This is a genomic window from Aeromonas sp. 604282 (genome assembly GCF_049170575.1).
GTDB classification, from domain to species: domain Bacteria; phylum Pseudomonadota; class Gammaproteobacteria; order Enterobacterales; family Aeromonadaceae; genus Aeromonas; species Aeromonas veronii_A.
On record NZ_JAAKMV010000019.1, the window covers coordinates 28984 to 47145 of the forward strand.

Genomic DNA, 18162 nt, shown 5'->3' on the forward strand with positions numbered 1-18162 from the left:
AGGTTCAATTTAAAGCAAAAACCCCAGCCGAGCCGGGGTTTTCGTTATTCGCCTTTGGCGCCGAGCTGCTGCTCGAGCTGAGCCAGCTTGCTTTCGAGGGCGGCCAGTTTTTCACGGGTACGCAGCAGTACCTTGGTCTGCACGTCGAACTCTTCGCGGCTGACCAGATCCAGCTTGCCCAGCTGGGCCTGCAGCACCTGACGCATCTTCTTCTCGGCCTCTTCACCCATGCTGCGAATGCCGGGTGGCAGGGAGTTGTGCACCTGCTTGGCGATCTCTTCCAGTTTCTTCGGGTCGATCATGATGTCCTCCTTAAGCGTTGGTGGACATTCTACCGACAATTCCCTCACTTTGCCGAGATCGCGACGGCTTTTTAGTCGTGATGGTGCCTGCTGGCTGGTCGGGTCTGGTTAATCCTCCACTGTTGCTACCCTTGCGCCCCTTTGTTGCCGTAAAACCTTGATTCTCTCCACAAACCTGAGCAGAAGATGACCAACATGAGTCTCGTTGGTTGTTGGTTTTATGTTAACTTTGAGCGGTCGAAGTGGTGAATGCTTCGTTGGCTTGTGATGGACAACAACCTATAAAGAGAACAAAAAATGAAGAAGAAGCTAATTTATGCAGCTGTGGTCAGCGCCCTGCTGGCCGGATGTGGTGGAGATAACAACAAGGGAGACACCACCAGCTCCCTGGACTATGCCCTGAGTGGTGGCAGTGGTCTTCGCCCGAGTGTGCTGGCCCCCCGTGCCAGCGACGGTACCCTGAAGTTTTCCACCGAGACTGCCGATCTGTCGAACCCGGTATCTGCCCTCTCCACCCTGGATGGCTGGTCAACCACCCAACCTGTCCAGCTGGTGCCGGCGACCGTGACCGGCGTCTCTGTGCCGGCACCGGCCGCCGGCGAGTATGCCTCGGCCATTGCACCCCTCTATCTGCTGGAGCTGGTGCTGGATCCGGTGACTCAGCGTCCTGTCGGAGTGAAGAACAACAAGCCTCTGACCTATGGCACCGATTTTGTGGTAAGCGATGGTGGTGGCAAACTCAATCTGGTGCCGCTCAAGCCGCTTAATCCCTCTTCCTACTACATGATCGTGGCGACCGACGCCCTCAAGGACAGCCGTGGTGTGCCACTCAAGGCCGGTGGTGATTACAGCAACTTCAAATCGACGGCTGGTGCAACCGTGCAGGAGCAGACCATCAGCAGCCTGATTGCGCTGCAGGAAGGGCTGTTCAAGGCAGCTACCGGGATCACCAGCGATCGGGTGATCTTCTCCGACTGGTTTGCCACCCAGTCCGGTGCCGATGTGCTGCTGGCAGTGAAGGGCGCTGCGGCCACCGTGTTGCAGAGCCCGACCCTGGATGCTGCATCGCTGTGGAAGCAGGACGCCAAAGGCAACACCAGTCTGCCGGGAACATATACGATTGATGCGCTCAATGGCGGGGTGCCCTTCCTGACACAGCTGGCGAACGAGCCATTCTTGCCTCAAGATGATCGGGATGCGATTGCTGCAGCTGTGGCTGCTAATGCCACATTGAACGGCGTCGCGGCGGCGACCAAGGTGTATACCGGTACCGTCAAGCTCCCTTATTTCCTCTCTACTCCAGCGATAGCCGGTTCCTGGGACAAGGCCAAGACCCAATCCTGGCACGGCGCCATTCCCAGCCTCTATGCCATCGCCAACGCGCTGAAAGCGGGTGATAGCGAGGTGATCGGTGGGCTGGTAGGCGCCGGAGTGAATCCGGAGCTGCTGGGTGAGCTGATTGCCGATCCGAGCCGTCAGGCCGATCTGCTGAGGGAGGCGAGCAAGCTGATCGGGGTGACTCTCACCTCAGGTGGCAAGCCGCTGGATGCCGAGCGCAATATTGGCCGTTTCAACCCGCTGCCGACCCTGACCGAAGTACAATCTGTACCGCTGCGGATCTTTGCCCCCACCACTGACCTCAGCACTGTCACTGATGTGATCATCTATCAGCACGGGGTCACTTCTATCAAGGAGAACGCCTATGCGCTGGCGCTGAGCCAGATAGGTGCCGGGTTAGACCCCTCAGTGAACAAGGTGGTTGCTGTCGTGGTGATCGATCACCCGCTGCACGGCGAGCGTGGCTATGCCCTGAGCGGCAGCATGGATACTGTCACCACCTCCGAGAATCCGACTCCCTACCTGAATCTGGGTTATCTGACGGTGGCGCGGGATAACCTGAAGCAGAGCGTGGCCGATCTGCTGGGTCTGCGCCTGGCTGTCGGTCTGGCTAATGCCAAGGGGCTGGGCGGTCAGTTGGGCGGTGTCGGTCTGAAAGTTCACTTCCTTGGGCACTCGCTCGGCGCCATTACCGGGGCCAATCTGCTGGCGGTGGCCAACCAGAAAATGGGTAACGCCGCTGATAGCATGTTCGAGTTTTCAACCGGTGGTCTGTCGATGCCGGGTGGCGGCATCGCCCCGTTGCTGCTCAACTCGCCGAGCTTCGGGCCGACCATCAAGATGAGCGTGCTTACCTCGGGCAGTCCCGAGTTGAAGGCCGGGTTTGAGGCTTATGCTCCCGGTTGCCAGACGGCGGTGCCGACCTGTTTCGTGAACGAGTTCCTGCCCAGTCTGGATGCGGCTACTCAGGCGGGGGCTGCGAGCACCTTGCAGAGCTATACCTTTGCCGCCCAGTCAGTGCTGGACTCTGCCGACCCGATCAATCTGGGCAGTGGCGTCGCCAAGAGCTTCCCGCTATTCGCCACCGAAATTGTTGGTGATGGTGCGCTCAGCTTGCCGGATCAGGTGATCCCCAACAGCATTGCCTCTGCGCCGCTGGGTGGTACCGAGCCGCTGTTCCGGGTGATGGGATTAAAACCGTTGACCGATAGTTACCTTGGCCCCGTCCATCATGCTGCGCGCTTCCTGAAAGGGGGCCATAGCTCGCTGCTGGCCCCTGATGCGAACTTCGATCAGGTTGGTGCGGTCACTTCAGAGATCCAGACCCAGTTTGCCAGCTTCTTTATGAGTGGCGGTGCGGCGGTCAAGGTAACCGATGACACCCTGATCAAGCAGTAACTGCCTATCGCGTAAAAAAAACGCCGCCCTTCGGGGCGGCGTTCTCGTTTCTGCAACTGCTGAAAAATCAGGTCGGCTGGTGGTTGCGATCCAGCCAGCCTTGCAGCAGGCCGACCAGCAGACCGGTCAGGTGGGCGATGTTGGCGGTGCTGGTGCCGAGCATGTCGAAGAAGCCGAGCACCATCCAGAACAGCATAAAGCCCATCAGCGCCGGTGGCAGAGTGAGGCCGCAGGCCGGTTGCAGCTTGCTGCGCAGCCAGCAGTAGCCGAGCAGGGCATAGACCACGCCGGAGAGGCCGCCAAACAGTGGGCCGCTGGCAAAGAACTCGGCGATATTGGGCAGGGCAGCGCCCACCAGCAGCAGGATCAGCAGCTTGCCGCTGCCGAGGCGCTGCTCGATCTGGCCCCCCAGATACCACCACCAGAGCAAGTTGAACACCAGATGGAGCACCGAGAAGTGGATCAGAGCGGGGGTGAAATAGCGCCACGCCTGCCAGTCGGTGAACTGGGCCAGCGTCGGGTGGAATGCCAGTTCATCGTAGATGGGCAGGCCGATGGCCTCGATCCCGTAGATGGCGAGACAGGCGATGATCACCACCAGCGTCAGCGGCCCTGCCTGATGGAGGAAGTCGGTGATGGGATCCGTCATCCCCTTGCTGTAGTCGATGCGGGCATCGGCGCGGCCGGATTGCCAGGAGGCCTCCATGTAGCGCGGGTGGGCCGGCTCGGCCAGAAAGCGCTTCACCTCCAGCTGGGCCTGAGCAAGGCGCTGCTCGTCCGCCAACCAGATGGTGACCCCCAGCTCGGACTGGGTCAGCTCGCAGGAGATGCCCAGGGTCGCCAGATAGTCCACCAGCGCCTGCGCCATGCGGGCGTTGTCGAGCACCAGCAGCTGGATCATGCCTCGCCTGCCTCGATGGGAAACTCCCGGCGCCACGCCTCGAAGCCGCCATCCAGACTGTAGACCTCGTCATAACCCTGTTGCAGCAGGTATTGGGCCGCCCCCTGACTGCTGTTGCCGTGATAGCACATCACGATGACCGGGGTATCGAAATCCACTTCGTTCATAAAGCGCACAAGGGTGCCGTTGGTGAGGTGGAAAGCGCCGACCGCGTGGGCCGCTTCAAAGGATTGTGGGTCGCGAATATCCACCAGACGGGCTTCACCCGCGCTCAGTTTCTGGTAGGCATCATGGGCATTGATATGGGCAAACTGGTCCATCGGGATGTCCTGCGAATAGGTTGATTACGGGCCAGTGTACCGCAAGCTTGGGCGCAAACTAACCCCACAAAAGATAAGGGAGCCAGCGGCTCCCTTGTTGATATGGCATGCGGGTGAGTGGGTTAACCGCCCAGATAAGCCTGCCGTACCGCCGGGTTGGCGAGCAGGGCGGCCCCTGTGTCTTGCAGCACCACGTGGCCGTTCTCCAGCACATAGCCGCGGTCGGCCAGCTTGAGCGCCTGGTTGGCGTTCTGTTCCACCAGAAAGATGGTCATCCCCTTCTGGCGCAACTGCTCTATGGTGTCAAAGATCTGCTGAATGACGATGGGGGCCAGCCCCAGCGAGGGTTCATCCAGCAGCAGCAGGCGCGGCTTGCTCATCAGGGCGCGGCCGATGGCCAGCATCTGCTGCTCACCGCCGGACATGGTGCCGGCCCGCTGCTCCAGTCGCTCGTGCAGGCGGGGGAACAGGGTGAAAATCTGATCCAGCAGGCCGCGCTGCTCGGTCTTGTCGACGAAGAAGGCCCCCATCAGCAGGTTCTCCTCCACCGTCAGGCGGGCGAAGATGCGGCGCCCCTCCGGCACCACGGCGATGTCCTTGCGCATGATGCGGGCGGTGGAGAGCGAGTCTATCTGCTCCCCCTCGAACCAGATGGAGCCGCTGCTCGGCTTGGGCTCGCCGCACAGGGTCATCAGCAGGGTGGTCTTGCCGGCGCCGTTGGCACCGATCAGGGTGACGATTTCCCCCTCTTTCACCTCGACGCTGATGTCGTGCAGCGCCTGAATCTTGCCGTAGTGGGTCGATACGTTGCGAAGTTCTAACATCGTGACTCCTGTGTTTACGATTCGCCCAGATAGGCCTTGATCACTGCCGGATTGCTGCGAATTTCATCCGGCTTGCCGTGGGCCAGCGGGGTACCCTGGTTGACCACGAAGATGCGGTTGGAGATCTCCATCACCAGCTTCATGTCGTGCTCGATCAGCAGCACCGAGACCCCGAACTCGTCCCGCAGGTTGGAGATAAGCTCGTTCAGCTCGTCGGTCTCGTGGGGGTTGAGGCCGGCGGCCGGCTCGTCCAGCATCAGCAGCTCGGGCCGGGTCGCCATGCAGCGGGCGATCTCGAGCCGGCGCTGCTGACCATAGGCCAGGTTGCCGGCGGCGCGGTTGGCGAGATCCTTGAGCCCCACCTTCTCCAGCCAGAAGGCGGACTGCTCCAGCCCCTCCCGCTCGGCGCGGCGAAAGGCCGGGGTCTTGAACAGCCCGGCCAGAAAACCGGTGTTGAGGTGTCTGTGCTGGGCCACCAGCAGGTTTTCCACCGCCGTCATGTCCTTGAACAGCCGCACGTGCTGAAAGGTGCGCACGATTCCCTTGCGGGCGATGAGGTGGCCGGGCAGCCCCTGGATCTCCTCGCCCTTGTAGCGAATGATGCCGCCGCTCGGGCGGTAGAAGCCGGTAAGGCAGTTGAAGATGGTGGTTTTGCCGGCCCCGTTGGGACCTATGATGGAGATCACCTCCCCCTTTTCCACGTCCAGCTTGACCCCGTTGACCGCCAGCAGGCCGCCGAAACGCATCGACAGATCAGAGACTTCCATTAACTTCTGATGAGTACTCATTTTTTCAGCTCCCAGTCCAGGGTGGAGCAAGTCACCGCCAGCAATCCAGCCAGATAGCGCATCGACAGCTCAGAGACGTCCAACAACTTCTGATGCGTACTCATTTCTTCAACTCCAGATGCGGGCGGGTCATCGGCAGCAATCCTTGTGGCCGCCAGATCATCATGAACACCATCAAGAGGCCGAACATCAGCATGCGGTACTCGTTGAACTCGCGCGCCAGCTCCGGCAGCACCGTCATCACGATGGCGGCCAGCACCACCCCGATCTGGGAGCCCATGCCGCCCAGCACCACGATGGCGAGCACGATGGCCGACTCGATGAAGACGAAGGACTCCGGGCTGATGAAGCCCTGGCGCGAGGCGAAGAAGCTGCCGGCAAACCCCGCGAAGCAGGCGCCTATGGTGAAGGCGGTCAGCTTGATGATGGTGGGGTTGAGCCCCAGCGACTTGCAGGCGATCTCATCTTCCCGCAGCGCCTCCCAGGCGCGGCCGAGCGGCATGCGCAGCAGGCGGTTGATGACGAACAGGGTCGCCACCACCAGCACCAGCGCCATCAGGTAGAGGAAGATCACCTTGTGGTTGGCGTTGTAGGCGATGCCGAAGAATTCGTGGAAGGTCTCGAAGCCGCCGTCCTTGACGGTGCGGTTGAACTCCAGCCCCCCCAGGGTCGGTTTGGGAATGCCGGAGATGCCGTTCGGGCCGCCGGTCAGGCTGGTCATGTTGTTGAGCAGGATGCGGATGATCTCGCCAAAGCCCAGGGTGACGATGGCTAGGTAATCCCCCCGCAGCCGCAGTACCGGGAAGCCGAGCAGGAAGCCGAAGGTGGCCGCCATCAGGCCGGCGATGGGCAGGCACTCCCAGAAACTGAGCCCGAAGTAGCTGTTGAGCAGGGCATAGCTGTAGGCGCCGACCGCGTAGAAGCCGACATAGCCGAGATCGAGCAGGCCGGCGAGGCCCACCACCACGTTCAGGCCCAGCCCCAGCATGATGTAAATCAGGGTGAGGGTGGCCAGATCGATGGCGCCGCGGGAGGCCATGAAGGGCCAGCTCACCGCAAACAGCAGCACCAGCACGGCGGTCAGGTTATAGAGTTTGGGCGCCTCTTCCGGGCTTGGCAGCACCAGCTTGGTGAAGCCGACCGAGAAGCCGCTGATGGAGGCCTGGAACAGCCGGCTTATCTGGCCGCGCAGCATCTGGAACCAGAACACCAGGGTGGCGCCGCCCAGCAACCAGGCCAGCGACACGTCGAGCCGGCTCACCACCAGCAGGCGGGTGCCGTCGGTCTCCAGCTTGAAGCCGAGCAGCCAGAAGGAGAGCACCAGCAGTACCAGGCTGGCGATGCAGGCGTGGATCAATTGATGTTTCATCACACTTTCTCCACTTCCGGACGGCCGAGAATGCCAGTAGGCATAAAGAGCAGCACAAAGATGAGCAGGGCAAACGCCATCACATCTTTGTACTCGGTGCTGAGATAACCGGCGGTGAGCGCTTCAACCACCCCCAGCAGCAGGCCGCCCAGTACGGCGCCCGGAATGCTGCCGATACCGCCCAATACTGCGGCAGTGAAGGCCTTCAGACCGGCCATAAAGCCGAGGTAGGGGTTGATGACGCCGTAATACATGCCGAGCAGCACCCCGGCCACGGCGGCCAGTGCAGCCCCCAGCACGAAGGTGATGGAGATGACCACGTGGGTGTCGATGCCCAGCAGGTTGGCCATCTTGATATCTTCCGAACAGGCGCGGCAGGCGCGGCCCATGCGGGAGCGGCCGATGAACTGGGTCAGCGCCAGCATGGTGATGAAGGTCACCACGAAGATGATCAGCTGCATATAGGAGAGGCTGGCCTGAAAACCATCTTCACCCCCCAGGGTCCAGCCACCGGAGATCAGGCTGGGCATGGCGATATCCCGTGAGCCCTGAGCCATCCGCATCATGTTCTGCAGGAAGATCGACATGCCGATGGCGGAGATGAGGGGGATCAGCCGGTTGCCACCACGCAGTGGCCGGTAGGCGACCCGCTCGATGCTCCAGCCATAGGTGCCGGTGATGATGATACTGACCAGGAAGGCGCCTCCCAGCAGTAGAAAGGTGCTGTCGATGCCCATCATCATGAGCCCCGCCATCACCATAAAAGCGACATAGGAGCCGATCATGTACACCTCGCCGTGGGCGAAGTTGATCATGCCGATGATGCCATAGACCATGGTGTAGCCAATGGCGATCAACGCATAGGTGCTGCCTATGGTTAATCCGTTCAGCAGTTGCTGAACCAGATAGAGGAGGTGTTCGGACATACTGCGTTCCCTGTACTTGCCCGCAAAGAGAGGAGGGGGTGAGCGTACTCACCCCCGATCGGCAGATTATTTGACTTGGCTGGAAGTACCGTCAGCGTGCCACTGGAACACACCGAATTCGAAGCCTTTCAGGTCACCGTTCGGTGCCCAGGTCAGGGGGCCCATCACGGTATCGATCGGCGCAGCCTTGATGGCGGCGGCAACGGCGGCCGGGTCATCCTCACCCGCCTTGGCGATACCGGCAGCCAGGGTTTGCACCGCGGCATAGGTGGTCCACACGAATGGACCGGAGGAGTCCTGGCCCTTGGCCTTGAACGCGGCAACCAGCGGGGCGTTGGCCGGCACCAGGTCGTACTTGTTCGGCAGGGTGACCAGCAGGCCTTCGGAAGCCGGGCCGCCGATGGCGGAGATGTCCTTGTTACCCACCCCTTCCGGACCCATGAACTTGGCCTTGAGGCCCTTCTCGCCGGCCTGACGCAGGATCAGACCCAGCTCCGGGTGGTAGCCGCCGTAGTAGACGAAGTCGACGTTCTCTTTCTGCAGCTTGGCGATCAGGGCGGAGAAGTCCTTGTCACCGGCGGTGATGCCTTCAAACGCCACCACCTTGACGCCGGCCTTGTCCAGCGCCGCTTTCACGCTGGAGGCGATGCCTTCACCGTACTGTTTCTTGTCGTGGATGACGGCCACGCGCTGGGGTTTGACCTGCTCGATGATGTATTTGGCGGCAGTCGGGCCCTGGTCGCTGTCCAGGCCGATGGTACGCAGCACCAGCTGATAGCCGCGCTCGGTGATCTTGGGGTTGGTGGAGGCGGGGGTGACCATCAGGATCCCCTCGTCTTCATAGATGTCGGAGGCGGGCAGGGTATTGTCGGAGCAGAGGTGGCCGACCACGAACTTGACGCCATCATTCACCACCTTGTTGGCAATGGCTACCGCCTGCTTGGGATCACAGGCATCGTCATAGATGACGGCTTCGATCTGCTTGCCATTGATACCGCCAGCCTTGTTGATTTGCTCGACCGCCATCTTGCCGCCGGTGAACTGCATGTCCCCGTACTGGGCAACCGGGCCGGTGAGTGGGCCTGCGATACCTATCTTGATGGTGTCTGCCGCGTGTGCGATGGAGATCGATCCAAACAGAGCCAAAGAAACCGCTGCGCTTACTGTAATTTTGCTCAACTTATGCATTGATTCGTCCCTTAATCAGTGGATTGTTTCATTTACGAGTGCCATTCCGGATCGACATCCCGTGCATCCGGCTATAGGTATGGTTCTATCATTCCTCACGGGGCAATAACAAGCTGTTAAAGATACTAACCAGAGGGGGTTGGGTGGGCTTATTTTGAAATAAATGACCTGTTATTTGTGTTTAATTGGAATTTAGTATCGATTCTTCGCCTTAACATCTTGGTAACCAGAGGTGATTATGATGAAGCACAGAGGATTAGTCTGGTGATATTTTACTCTGATGGTGCTCCCATTTTGACCATTAATCGTTTGCGCAAACAGAAATGAGCGCCTAAATTAGCCGGCATTGACAATTCCGTGGCAGAGCCCGTTAAAACCAAGCCTTTATTCGGGAAATCTGCTAATGTTCCGCCTTTGACAGTCAGGAGACAGAGATGGCCACTATCAAGGATGTCGCCTCGCGCGCAGGCGTATCCATCTCCACCGTCTCACATGTGCTCAACCACACTCGGCGGGTCAGCGAAGACGCGACCCAGAAAGTGATTGAGGCGGTGGCAGAACTCAACTACGCGCCCAACTCGGTAGCGCGCAGTCTTAAGATAAATTCGACCAAGACCATTGGCATGCTGGTCACCACCAGCGTAAACCCCTTCTTCGCGGAAGTGGTGCAAGGGGTTGAAGCGTACTGCTTCGAACAGGGCTACAGCCTGATCCTCTGCAACACCGAAAACCAGCCGCCTCGCCAACAGCATTACCTGAGAATGCTGATGGAAAAACGGGTGGATGGTCTGCTGGTATTGGGGACCGATATCGACACTCCGTTGCGCGACATGCTGCGCATCCACAAGAACGTGCCGCAGGTGGTACTGGATTGGGGGACGGAGTGCGATTTCGCCAACGTCATCAACGACAACGCCCGCATCGGCGCCCGCATGGCCGTACGCCATCTGCTGGAGCTGGGGCACCGCGACATCGTCTGCATCACTGGCCAGCTCTCCAAGCCGACCACCCAGCAGCGACTGGACGGGGTGCGTGATGCGCTGGGCGAACACGGTCTGACCCTCAAAGATGAACAGGTCTTTGAAGGGGACTACGAGAGCCAGAGCGGCTTCGATGCCATGCAGCGCATCCTGGCCCTGCAGCCTCGTCCGACTGCGGTCTTTGCCTTCGATGACCCCATGGCGATCGGCGCGATTTGCGCTGCCTGGGAAGCGGGAGTCAAGGTGCCGGACGATATCTCCATCATCGGCTACGACGATGTGGAGATGGCGCGCTTCTCCAGCCCGCCGCTGACCACCATCCGTCACCCGAAGGCGGAACTGGGCCAGCTGGCGGTGAAGCATCTGGTCAGCCGGATCCGCAACAAGGAGCTGGAAGTGGAATCGATGACGGTACAGCCCGAGCTGATTGTCCGTCGCTCGGTCAAACCGCTGCGTTAATCCACACCCGTTGCCAACACGAAAAACCCCCTCTGTCACGAGGGGGGTTTTTGTTTATGGGCGGTTTATTTCAGTTCCGGCCAGTAGGCTTTGTTGGCCTCTATCAAGTCATCGAGAATGGACTTGGCCACCGATGCACTGGGTACTGTCTTGGAGAGGGTGATGGCTTGCCACAGTTTCTGGTAAGAGTGCTCGACCCAGGCTTCGACCACCAGTTTCTCGACCGCGACCTGCTGGCCCATCATGCCCTGCTGGAACAGCGGAATGCTGCCCACCTGCAACGGCTCTGGCCCGCTGCTGCCGACCAGGCAGGGGATCTCGACCATGGCTTCCGGGTCAAAGTTGGGGATGGCGCCGCGATTGGGAACGATCAGCAGCATCCGCTCCTGGGTGTTGAAGGCGATGGCGGTTGCCAGGTCAACGATATAGGAAGCGTGCTCATCGATCTCCAGCTCGCCCGCTGCTGAATTACCTGCCTTGACGATGTCGCTACAGGCGGTGAAGACCTGCTTCTCGCGGTGCTCCATCACCTCGTTGGCACGGGTGTGTTCCGGATTGGAGTGAGCCACCACATAGTCCGGGTAGAGGTAGTACTTCAGATAGGTGTTAGGCAGGGTATCCGGGTCGAGCGCCCACACATCCTTTGCCTTGGCGAAGGTATCGTTCCAGCTTGCTTCGGCATGGCTGGCGCTATTGGGCACATAGCCGTGGCGGGCGACGTGCTCCTTGATCTTCGGCATCAGGTCGTTGCCTTCCAGATCTTCGATGCGGGTCCACCAGCCAAAGTGGTTGAGGCCGTAGTAGCGTACCCGCATCTCTTTGCGGGATTTGAGACCGGCAATCTGGGCCATGCGCCCCTCGATCCCGATCGGCATGTCGCAGATGTTGAGGATTTTGGCGTTGGGACGCAGGCGACGGGTCGCTTCAGCCACAATGGCGGCCGGGTTGGAGTAGTTGAGCATCCAGGCATTGGGTGAGTACTGCTCCATATAGTCGACCAGCTCCAGCACCCCGCCGATGGAGCGCATGCCATAGGCGATACCGCCCGGGCCGCAGGTCTCCTGACCGACCACCCCATGACGCAGCGGGATCTTCTCGTCCAGCTCGCGCATCGGATATTTGCCAACCCGGATATGGGCCATGACGAAATCAACATCGCTAAACGCTGCTTTGGGGTCGGTGCCATAGCTGAAGGCGATCTCGGGAGCCTTCTCTTTCAGCAAGATTTTGCAGGCTTCGGCGATGATCTCCTGACGGGCACCATCGTTGTCGTAGAATTTGATCTCCTTGAGCGGGAAGCGATGTTGATTTTCCAGCAACATCAGAACGATACCAGGAGTAAAAGTGCTGCCACCACCGGCAATGACTACAGAGAATTTTTTCATGATCATGACTCCATTACTAAAGATGATTGTTGATGACTGTTGTTCATAATCGATTCCATATTTTCACGTACCTGAGGTACATGCAGACCGATAATTACCTGGATACTATCGCCATGGCGGACGACCCCATGGGCACCCAATTTAATAAACTCCTCATCTGCTGCTGCCAGCTTGCTGTTAACCAACGATATTCTTAAGCGGGTGGCACAATTATTCAGACTGCGTATATTTTTGACTCCACCAAGCGCTTCGATAATTTGTGTTGCACTATCACTGCCACGCTGGTTTTTGGCTGCCTGATAATCTGATTTTGAATAAAGCTTTATTTCACTGTCTTCCCGGCCCGGTGTTTTAAGATTGAGCCTGATAATCAGCGCGCGGAATATCAGGAACCAGATGCCGGTAAAGACCAACCCTATAGCGATCTGGGTGAACATCATTCCCGCATGGTTGTGGAACATGGGTATCCAGTTCTGCGGCAGGAACTGGTCGAGCAGACCTCCACCCATGTTGCCGACCACACCAAACAGGTACATCACAGTCGACATGGTGGCTGCCAGCAGGGCGTGGATGGCAAACAGCAGCGGCGAGATGAAGAGGAAGGTGAACTCCAGCGGCTCGGTGATACCGACCAGAATGGCGGTCAGGGTGGCCGGGATCAGCAGGCCTGCCACCTTGGCCTTGTTCTCTTTGGCTGCCGTGGCATAGATGGCCAGAGCAATCCCCATGGCACCGAAAATCTTCGAGTTGCCGTGCAGGGCGAAGCCACCCTGAGGGAACTGTTCAATCAGCGGGCGAGTACTCTGGCTGAACTCCAGCATGTGCTGCGCCCAGTAGAGCTGAATGCCTCCCTCTACTGCCGCTGGGCCGAAGATGAAGGGGCCGTAGATAAAGTGATGCAGGCCGGTCGGGATCAAAATCCGCTCTAGGAAGGTGTATACCCATACCCCGACCGGACCCGAGATCAGCATGAAATTCTGCAGGGAGGCGATGCCCATCTGTACTTTTGGCCAGCCAAGCAGGGTCAGCCAGGCGCAGGGGATCATCACGAAGAAGGCGACAATGGTGACAAAGGAGCTGCCCTGAAAGATGCCGAGAAAGACCGGCAGTTGGCGATCAAACAGGCGGTTGTGCAGTGCCGTCACGATGCCGGAGATGACGATGGCCCCTATGATGCTGGTATCCAGGGTCTTGATCCCCGCGACCATGGCGAGGCCACTTTCACCCCCTACATCCTGACTGAAGTCGACCCCGAAATAACTGCCCCAGGTCATGCCCATGGCGTTGATAAAATAGTTCCAGGTCATGAAACTGACCAATACAGCCAGACAGGCTCTGGCTTGTGCCTTATTTGCCAGACCGATTGGCAGGCCAATCGCAAATATTAGCGGCATATTTCTGAATACTGTCCAGCCACCCTCTTCAATAATATGGATGATCTGAAAAAATAATCCTTGTGGGTTTGCCAGTGATTCACCGACAAACATCGGGTTTTTCAGCATAATTGCAATGCCTACTACCATACCTGCAAAAGGAAAAAGCAGTACAGGAGTGAACATTGCTCCGCCAAAACGTTGAATTTGACTGAGCATATATTGTCCCTTGGTTGAAATAGCTAATCGAATCCTTGCCGGTGTTGCCAGATGCAAATTAGCAACGATAAAAAGAGACCTCATGAAATATCTTGGAATAATGTGATCTGACGCATGCAGTTATTTAGACAAAGATGTCTAACTTTTGCGATATTGTTGTACCTCTTGGTTTTGTGATGTTCTTGCAGCTTTAGTTTAAATTTAAGTTATTGTTTTTATGCAATTTATCCACTTACTTAAGAATAAGATGGTTGGCGTTGTGACCACAGGAGATGTCTAGCAGTGATCTATAAATCGGTGGCTGACCGACTCAGGATCAGGGTAAACGGTGCCGAGTGCCGGGTGGGAGATGTGTTGCCGGGCGAAAAAGCGCTGGCAGAACAGTATGGCGTCTCCCGCATGACCATTCGCAGAGCGGTAGATATGTTGATCGAGTGGGGATTGGTCGAGCGGCGCCACGGCAGCGGCACCTATGTGACAAAAAAGGATGTCCAGCATGAGACCAAAGGTCTGAGCGGGTTTACCGAACTGATGCGCGAGCAGGGGCGCACATTGACCAGCCAGGTACTGGAGTTTCGTACCATGCCCGCGCCACCGGCCATCGCCAGTCAGCTGAGGGTTAAGGTGAATGAACCCGTCTATTACTCAAGCCGGATCCGCTCGGTGGATGGTCGGGCACTGCTGCTGGAAGAGAGCTATATGCCGGTCAGACTGTTTCGCAATCTGTCGGTCGCCCATCTGGAAGGGTCCAAATTCGACTACATCGAACGGGAGTGCGGCATCGCGATTGCGGGCAACTATGAGTGCTTCAGTGCCGTGCTGGCGGATCGGGCTACTGCCGAGCTGCTCCATATCGAGCAGGGGGCCCCTATCCTGCGGCTCACCTCACTCTCATACAGCGAGAGCGGAGAGTTCCTCAACTACTCCATCATGTTCCGTAATGCCAACGACTATCACGTTGACTACCACCTCCACCGTGCCCGCGGCTAGTGCCTGGCTGATGAGGCAGCGTGTCGTTGAAAGAGGGGAGAGCCTGCGAGGGAGGCATTGGCCATAACTCCTCCCTCGGCCCATGCAGATCAAAATAATCAACTCAAATGTTAGTTATCCTTGCTGCCGGATCCGGATGTAGGCAGTGGGGGATGCATGAGCGTGATTGAAGCGATAACCATGGTGGCCGGTATGGTTTATCTGGTGTTGTTGGCGTGGCAGGTGCGCACCGGCTGGCCGGGGCGTCTTGCGCTCGGCCTGCTGGGGCTGGTCTGGTTGCTGGCGGCCGACAGCCTGCTCTGGCTCGCACTGGGGACGGTCACCGCCGTGCTTGCCCTCCGGCATCAGAGGCGGCCGCTGCCCGCCCTGGAAGCGATCGACAGTCAGCAGTTGCGGGCAGGCACTCGCCATCTGCTGCTGCTCTGCTGGGGGCTGGTCACAGTGCAATACAGCCTGCATATCTGGCAGTTGGGACAGGGGATGAGCCCCTGGCTGGTGCGCCCGGACGTGGTGGATGCCTTCCTGCCCATCGCCGGTGGCCTCGGGCTGCGGGCCTGGTTCGCGCAGGGGTTGGTGGATCCCCACCATCCGGCGGCCACCGTCACCGTACTGGTACTCTCCCTGTCGGCCCTGCTGCTGGGGCGGGCGTTCTGTGCCTGGTTCTGTCCGCTCGGGCTGGTGGGGGAATGGCTACATGGCCTGCGCCACCGGTTGCTGCCGGGGGAGTGGAGCCCGCCGCGCTGGCTGGATCTTGCCCTGCGTACCCAGAAATTTCTGGTGCTCGGCTTTCTGCTCTTCATCATCCTGCTGGCGGTGCCGGCTGCTGCCCTGCCCGGCTACTTCACCAGCCCCTACCATCAGGCGGCGGATATGAAGATGGGGGCCTTCTTCTTCAACCTGACCCTGATCTCGGGTCTGTGCCTCGGCTGGGTGTTGCTGCTTACCGCGACCTTTCGTCAGGGATTCTGCCGCTACCTCTGCCCCTATGGCGCTTGGCTCGCCCTGCTGGGGCTACTGACGCCGCTGCGCATTCGCCGTGACCCGGCCCGCTGCCTGCGAAGCCAGGGTCATGACTGCGACAAGTGCAGCCGGGCCTGTCCATCGCGCATTGCGGTGCACCAGCTTATTGCGGTACGCAGCCTGGAGTGCACCGGCTGCCTGAGCTGCGTGGCCGCCTGCCCCAAGCGGGTCGAGGCCCTGCACCTTGGCAGCAAGGTGAAGCGGCTTGCACCAAGCCGTTTGCTGGGGCTGCTCTGCCTGTTGCTGCTGGTGCTGCCGTTGCTCGCGTATGGCCTGCTGGAGATCTGGGTTAGCCAGACGCCGCTGGCGATACGGGCTCACCTGCTGCAACTGTTGCCACAGCTGACCCATTAACCGGGGAGGGTGACTGTGTGACCATGGCGCAAGGTCATAGGGTATGCACATGGACACCCTCGGGTGTCCGTTTTCATATTCGGGTGGGAGTGGGCTGAGGGGGAGGTAGTGCAGACCGACTGGCTTATAAGCTGGCGAAATCCACCTCGGGCAGGGTTTCGAAGCCGGGGCGGGCGAACAGGTAGCCCTGCATCAGGTTGATGCCCATCTCCCGCAGGCAGGCCATCTCTTCGCGGGTCTCGATCCCCTCCGCCAGCGGGGTGATCTGCAACTCGGCAAACAGCGCCAGACAGTGGCGCACTATGGCTTGCCGGGTCGGGTCCTGGTCGATGCCCCGCAGCAGGTGCATATCGAGCTTGACGATGTTGGGGTGAAAATCGGCCAGCAGGTTGAGGCCCGAGTAACCGGCGCCAAAGTCATCGATTGCCGTCTTGAAGCCGAGGGCCTGATAGTGATCGACGATACTGCGGAGATGCTGGCTATCCTGCACCTGCTCCACCTCGGTCAGCTCGAACATGATCTGCTCGATGGGAAAGAGATGCTCGCGGGCTGCCTGCAGGGTGGTGCGGATGCAGCGCTCCGGACGGTAGACCGCATTGGGCAGAAAGTTGATGCTCAGCATTCCCCGCATCTCGAGCCGGGCGGCCAGCGCGATGGCCTTGATCCGGCACAGCTGATCGAAACGGTAGCGATTGCCGTCGTTGACCCGGGCAATCACGCTCTGCGCGGGTTCGTTGTTGATCCCCCGCACCAGCGCCTCATAGCCGAATATGGTGCGCTGGCTGCAATCGACGATGGGCTGGAAGGCCATGGTGAAATCGAAGTCGAGATCCACCTGCTCCTGACACTGCTGGCAGATTGACGGGGCGGGGGCGGTTGGTATGTTCATGACGTTCCTCTGATTGGCCGTGGCGGCACTGGGCACTGTCTCAAATGATAACAGCTCATTACCCCGCTGTAGGTTCGATTAGCGCAGCGTAATCGGACGATCGAGAGGTTTTGATTACGGTTGTTGTCGTGAAGCAGGATCGGCCAGCTGGAGGGGGAAATTCTACTGGCCGTGATGGCGGGATAATCCATTTACGCGAACGTCCGATTACGCCTGACGGCTAATCGAACCTACCCGCTAGGTGGGTGTCCCAGCGTAGTCATATTCAACTTTTTTTAAGCCCTTTTTTTCATCTACGACAAAGAAAATTGCATTCATCCATGTTTTTTCCATTAAACGTGAATATATGGTCATGTCGTGTTCGTTCTTTTTCAGTAGAAGACGTCTTACATGGTTTAAATTATTCAAACCATTTCTTATTTGTGAATCACAAAATTTTATTATAATTACAGCTGGTAATGAACCTCCTGCTCGGAAAATAATAAATCCATTATCTTCCATTCCCATATGGTTGTAAAATTTGGGGTCGCCCGGAGTTCCATCTATATCCATCATGACTGCTCTGAGTCGAGTAAATAGTTCTACCCCAAGATTAAACTTACTATGATCAGAGAAACGCTGATTGACTTTATTTAGGTCTTCGCAATATTCAGCTGGCGAATAAGACTTTAGTGGATACCTCGCTTCTTCAACAATGAATTTTTCTAACTCTACTAAAAGCGATCGCTCATCTCTAGATAAGCTTAGCCTTAAGTCATTGGTAATGTTGATTAACCCATGACTATAACTTTTCATCTTCTTATCAAGGATTTTTTTGGGTGCTGAAATAAGCAAAGATACAATACTAGACTTCAGCAGAAGTTCAATTGCATAACCAAGTAATAAAAAACTTGCCTTATTAGCCGCAGCTTTTTCATCAAGAAGTTCAAAAGTCTCTTGTGAGCTGGCTCTAATGATGTTGCCATTACTATCTCTTGTGAGATTTTCGAATTTAAGTTGTGCGTTTTTGGCGCAATTCCGTAGAAGCTTGGCACTAATTATTTTCCCATCTGCTTCTTTTATCCAATCCTGTTTTTTGAAAATTCCATTTTCACCAGTAGATTTTATAGGCTGCTCCCATAAGTCCAGTTTACTCATGT

16 protein-coding genes are annotated in these 18162 nt (G+C 58.0%); 4 read left to right on the forward strand and 12 right to left on the reverse strand.

Features of this window, described 5'->3' with window-relative positions; genetic code table 11:
• Nucleotides 1-44: 44 nt before the first annotated feature.
• Nucleotides 45-302, reverse strand: coding sequence for a ubiquinone biosynthesis accessory factor UbiK (gene ubiK / locus G5367_RS18865; protein WP_005339429.1), 258 nt, complete (start codon nucleotides 300-302; stop codon nucleotides 45-47).
• A 297-nt stretch (nucleotides 303-599) separates the two neighbouring features.
• Between ubiK and G5367_RS18870 the strand changes: the two genes are divergently transcribed.
• Complete coding sequence (locus tag G5367_RS18870) at nucleotides 600-3038, forward strand: VolA/Pla-1 family phospholipase (RefSeq protein WP_421244953.1); 2439 nt, start codon at nucleotides 600-602, stop codon at nucleotides 3036-3038.
• A 67-nt stretch (nucleotides 3039-3105) separates the two neighbouring features.
• On the opposite strand, the gene glpG is transcribed toward G5367_RS18870, so the two are convergent.
• From glpG to G5367_RS18905, 7 genes are all read right to left on the reverse strand, one after another.
• Nucleotides 3106-3939, reverse strand: a complete 834-nt coding sequence (glpG, locus tag G5367_RS18875; protein ID WP_421213372.1) for a rhomboid family intramembrane serine protease GlpG — start codon at nucleotides 3937-3939, stop codon at nucleotides 3106-3108.
• The gene (gene glpE, locus G5367_RS18880) at nucleotides 3936-4259 is read right to left on the reverse strand and encodes a thiosulfate sulfurtransferase GlpE (protein WP_005342431.1); all 324 of its coding nucleotides are present in this window, start codon (nucleotides 4257-4259) and stop codon (nucleotides 3936-3938) included. Before glpE ends, glpG begins: the two co-directional genes overlap by 4 nt.
• A 122-nt stretch (nucleotides 4260-4381) precedes the next feature.
• The gene (locus tag G5367_RS18885) at nucleotides 4382-5083 is read right to left on the reverse strand and encodes an ABC transporter ATP-binding protein (protein ID WP_421294853.1); all 702 of its coding nucleotides are present in this window, start codon (nucleotides 5081-5083) and stop codon (nucleotides 4382-4384) included.
• 14 nt (nucleotides 5084-5097) lie between these two features.
• Nucleotides 5098-5871, reverse strand: coding sequence for a high-affinity branched-chain amino acid ABC transporter ATP-binding protein LivG (livG, locus tag G5367_RS18890; RefSeq protein ID WP_005307326.1), 774 nt, complete (start codon nucleotides 5869-5871; stop codon nucleotides 5098-5100).
• A 100-nt stretch (nucleotides 5872-5971) separates the two neighbouring features.
• Nucleotides 5972-7240, reverse strand: a complete 1269-nt coding sequence (locus G5367_RS18895) for a high-affinity branched-chain amino acid ABC transporter permease LivM (RefSeq protein ID WP_421294855.1) — start codon at nucleotides 7238-7240, stop codon at nucleotides 5972-5974.
• Nucleotides 7240-8166, reverse strand: coding sequence for a high-affinity branched-chain amino acid ABC transporter permease LivH (gene livH / locus G5367_RS18900; RefSeq protein ID WP_005339439.1), 927 nt, complete (start codon nucleotides 8164-8166; stop codon nucleotides 7240-7242). The genes G5367_RS18895 and livH overlap by 1 nt, the downstream gene beginning before the upstream one ends.
• 66 nt (nucleotides 8167-8232) lie before the next feature.
• Nucleotides 8233-9354 carry a branched-chain amino acid ABC transporter substrate-binding protein gene (locus G5367_RS18905; RefSeq protein WP_421294857.1) on the reverse strand — a complete coding sequence of 374 codons (1122 nt, stop codon included), beginning with the start codon at nucleotides 9352-9354 and terminating at the stop codon, nucleotides 8233-8235.
• Nucleotides 9355-9788: 434 nt separating this feature from the next.
• Here G5367_RS18905 and G5367_RS18910 point away from each other — a divergent pair, with 434 nt between their 5' ends.
• Nucleotides 9789-10793, forward strand: a complete 1005-nt coding sequence (locus tag G5367_RS18910; protein ID WP_005355925.1) for a substrate-binding domain-containing protein — start codon at nucleotides 9789-9791, stop codon at nucleotides 10791-10793.
• Nucleotides 10794-10858: 65 nt separating this feature from the next.
• On the opposite strand, the gene G5367_RS18915 is transcribed toward G5367_RS18910, so the two are convergent.
• Nucleotides 10859-12184, reverse strand: a complete 1326-nt coding sequence (locus tag G5367_RS18915; RefSeq protein WP_206665121.1) for a 6-phospho-alpha-glucosidase — start codon at nucleotides 12182-12184, stop codon at nucleotides 10859-10861.
• Nucleotides 12181-13770, reverse strand: a complete 1590-nt coding sequence (locus tag G5367_RS18920; protein ID WP_421244961.1) for an alpha-glucoside-specific PTS transporter subunit IIBC — start codon at nucleotides 13768-13770, stop codon at nucleotides 12181-12183. The genes G5367_RS18915 and G5367_RS18920 overlap by 4 nt, the downstream gene beginning before the upstream one ends.
• A 282-nt stretch (nucleotides 13771-14052) precedes the next feature.
• Here G5367_RS18920 and G5367_RS18925 point away from each other — a divergent pair, with 282 nt between their 5' ends.
• Complete coding sequence (locus G5367_RS18925) at nucleotides 14053-14760, forward strand: GntR family transcriptional regulator (RefSeq protein ID WP_421231678.1); 708 nt, start codon at nucleotides 14053-14055, stop codon at nucleotides 14758-14760.
• A 156-nt stretch (nucleotides 14761-14916) separates the two neighbouring features.
• Nucleotides 14917-16134: a 4Fe-4S binding protein gene (locus tag G5367_RS18930; protein WP_421244951.1), complete on the forward strand. Its 1218-nt coding sequence runs from the start codon at nucleotides 14917-14919 to the stop codon at nucleotides 16132-16134.
• A gap of 124 nt (nucleotides 16135-16258) precedes the next feature.
• Here G5367_RS18930 and G5367_RS18935 read toward each other — a convergent pair whose 3' ends face one another.
• Both G5367_RS18935 and G5367_RS18940 read right to left on the reverse strand, forming a co-directional pair.
• The gene (locus G5367_RS18935; RefSeq protein ID WP_421244950.1) at nucleotides 16259-17023 is read right to left on the reverse strand and encodes an EAL domain-containing protein; all 765 of its coding nucleotides are present in this window, start codon (nucleotides 17021-17023) and stop codon (nucleotides 16259-16261) included.
• A gap of 237 nt (nucleotides 17024-17260) precedes the next feature.
• Entirely contained in the window at nucleotides 17261-18160 is a 900-nt protein-coding gene (locus G5367_RS18940; RefSeq protein WP_236294418.1) for a hypothetical protein, read from the reverse strand.
• Nucleotides 18161-18162 lie beyond the last annotated feature (2 nt).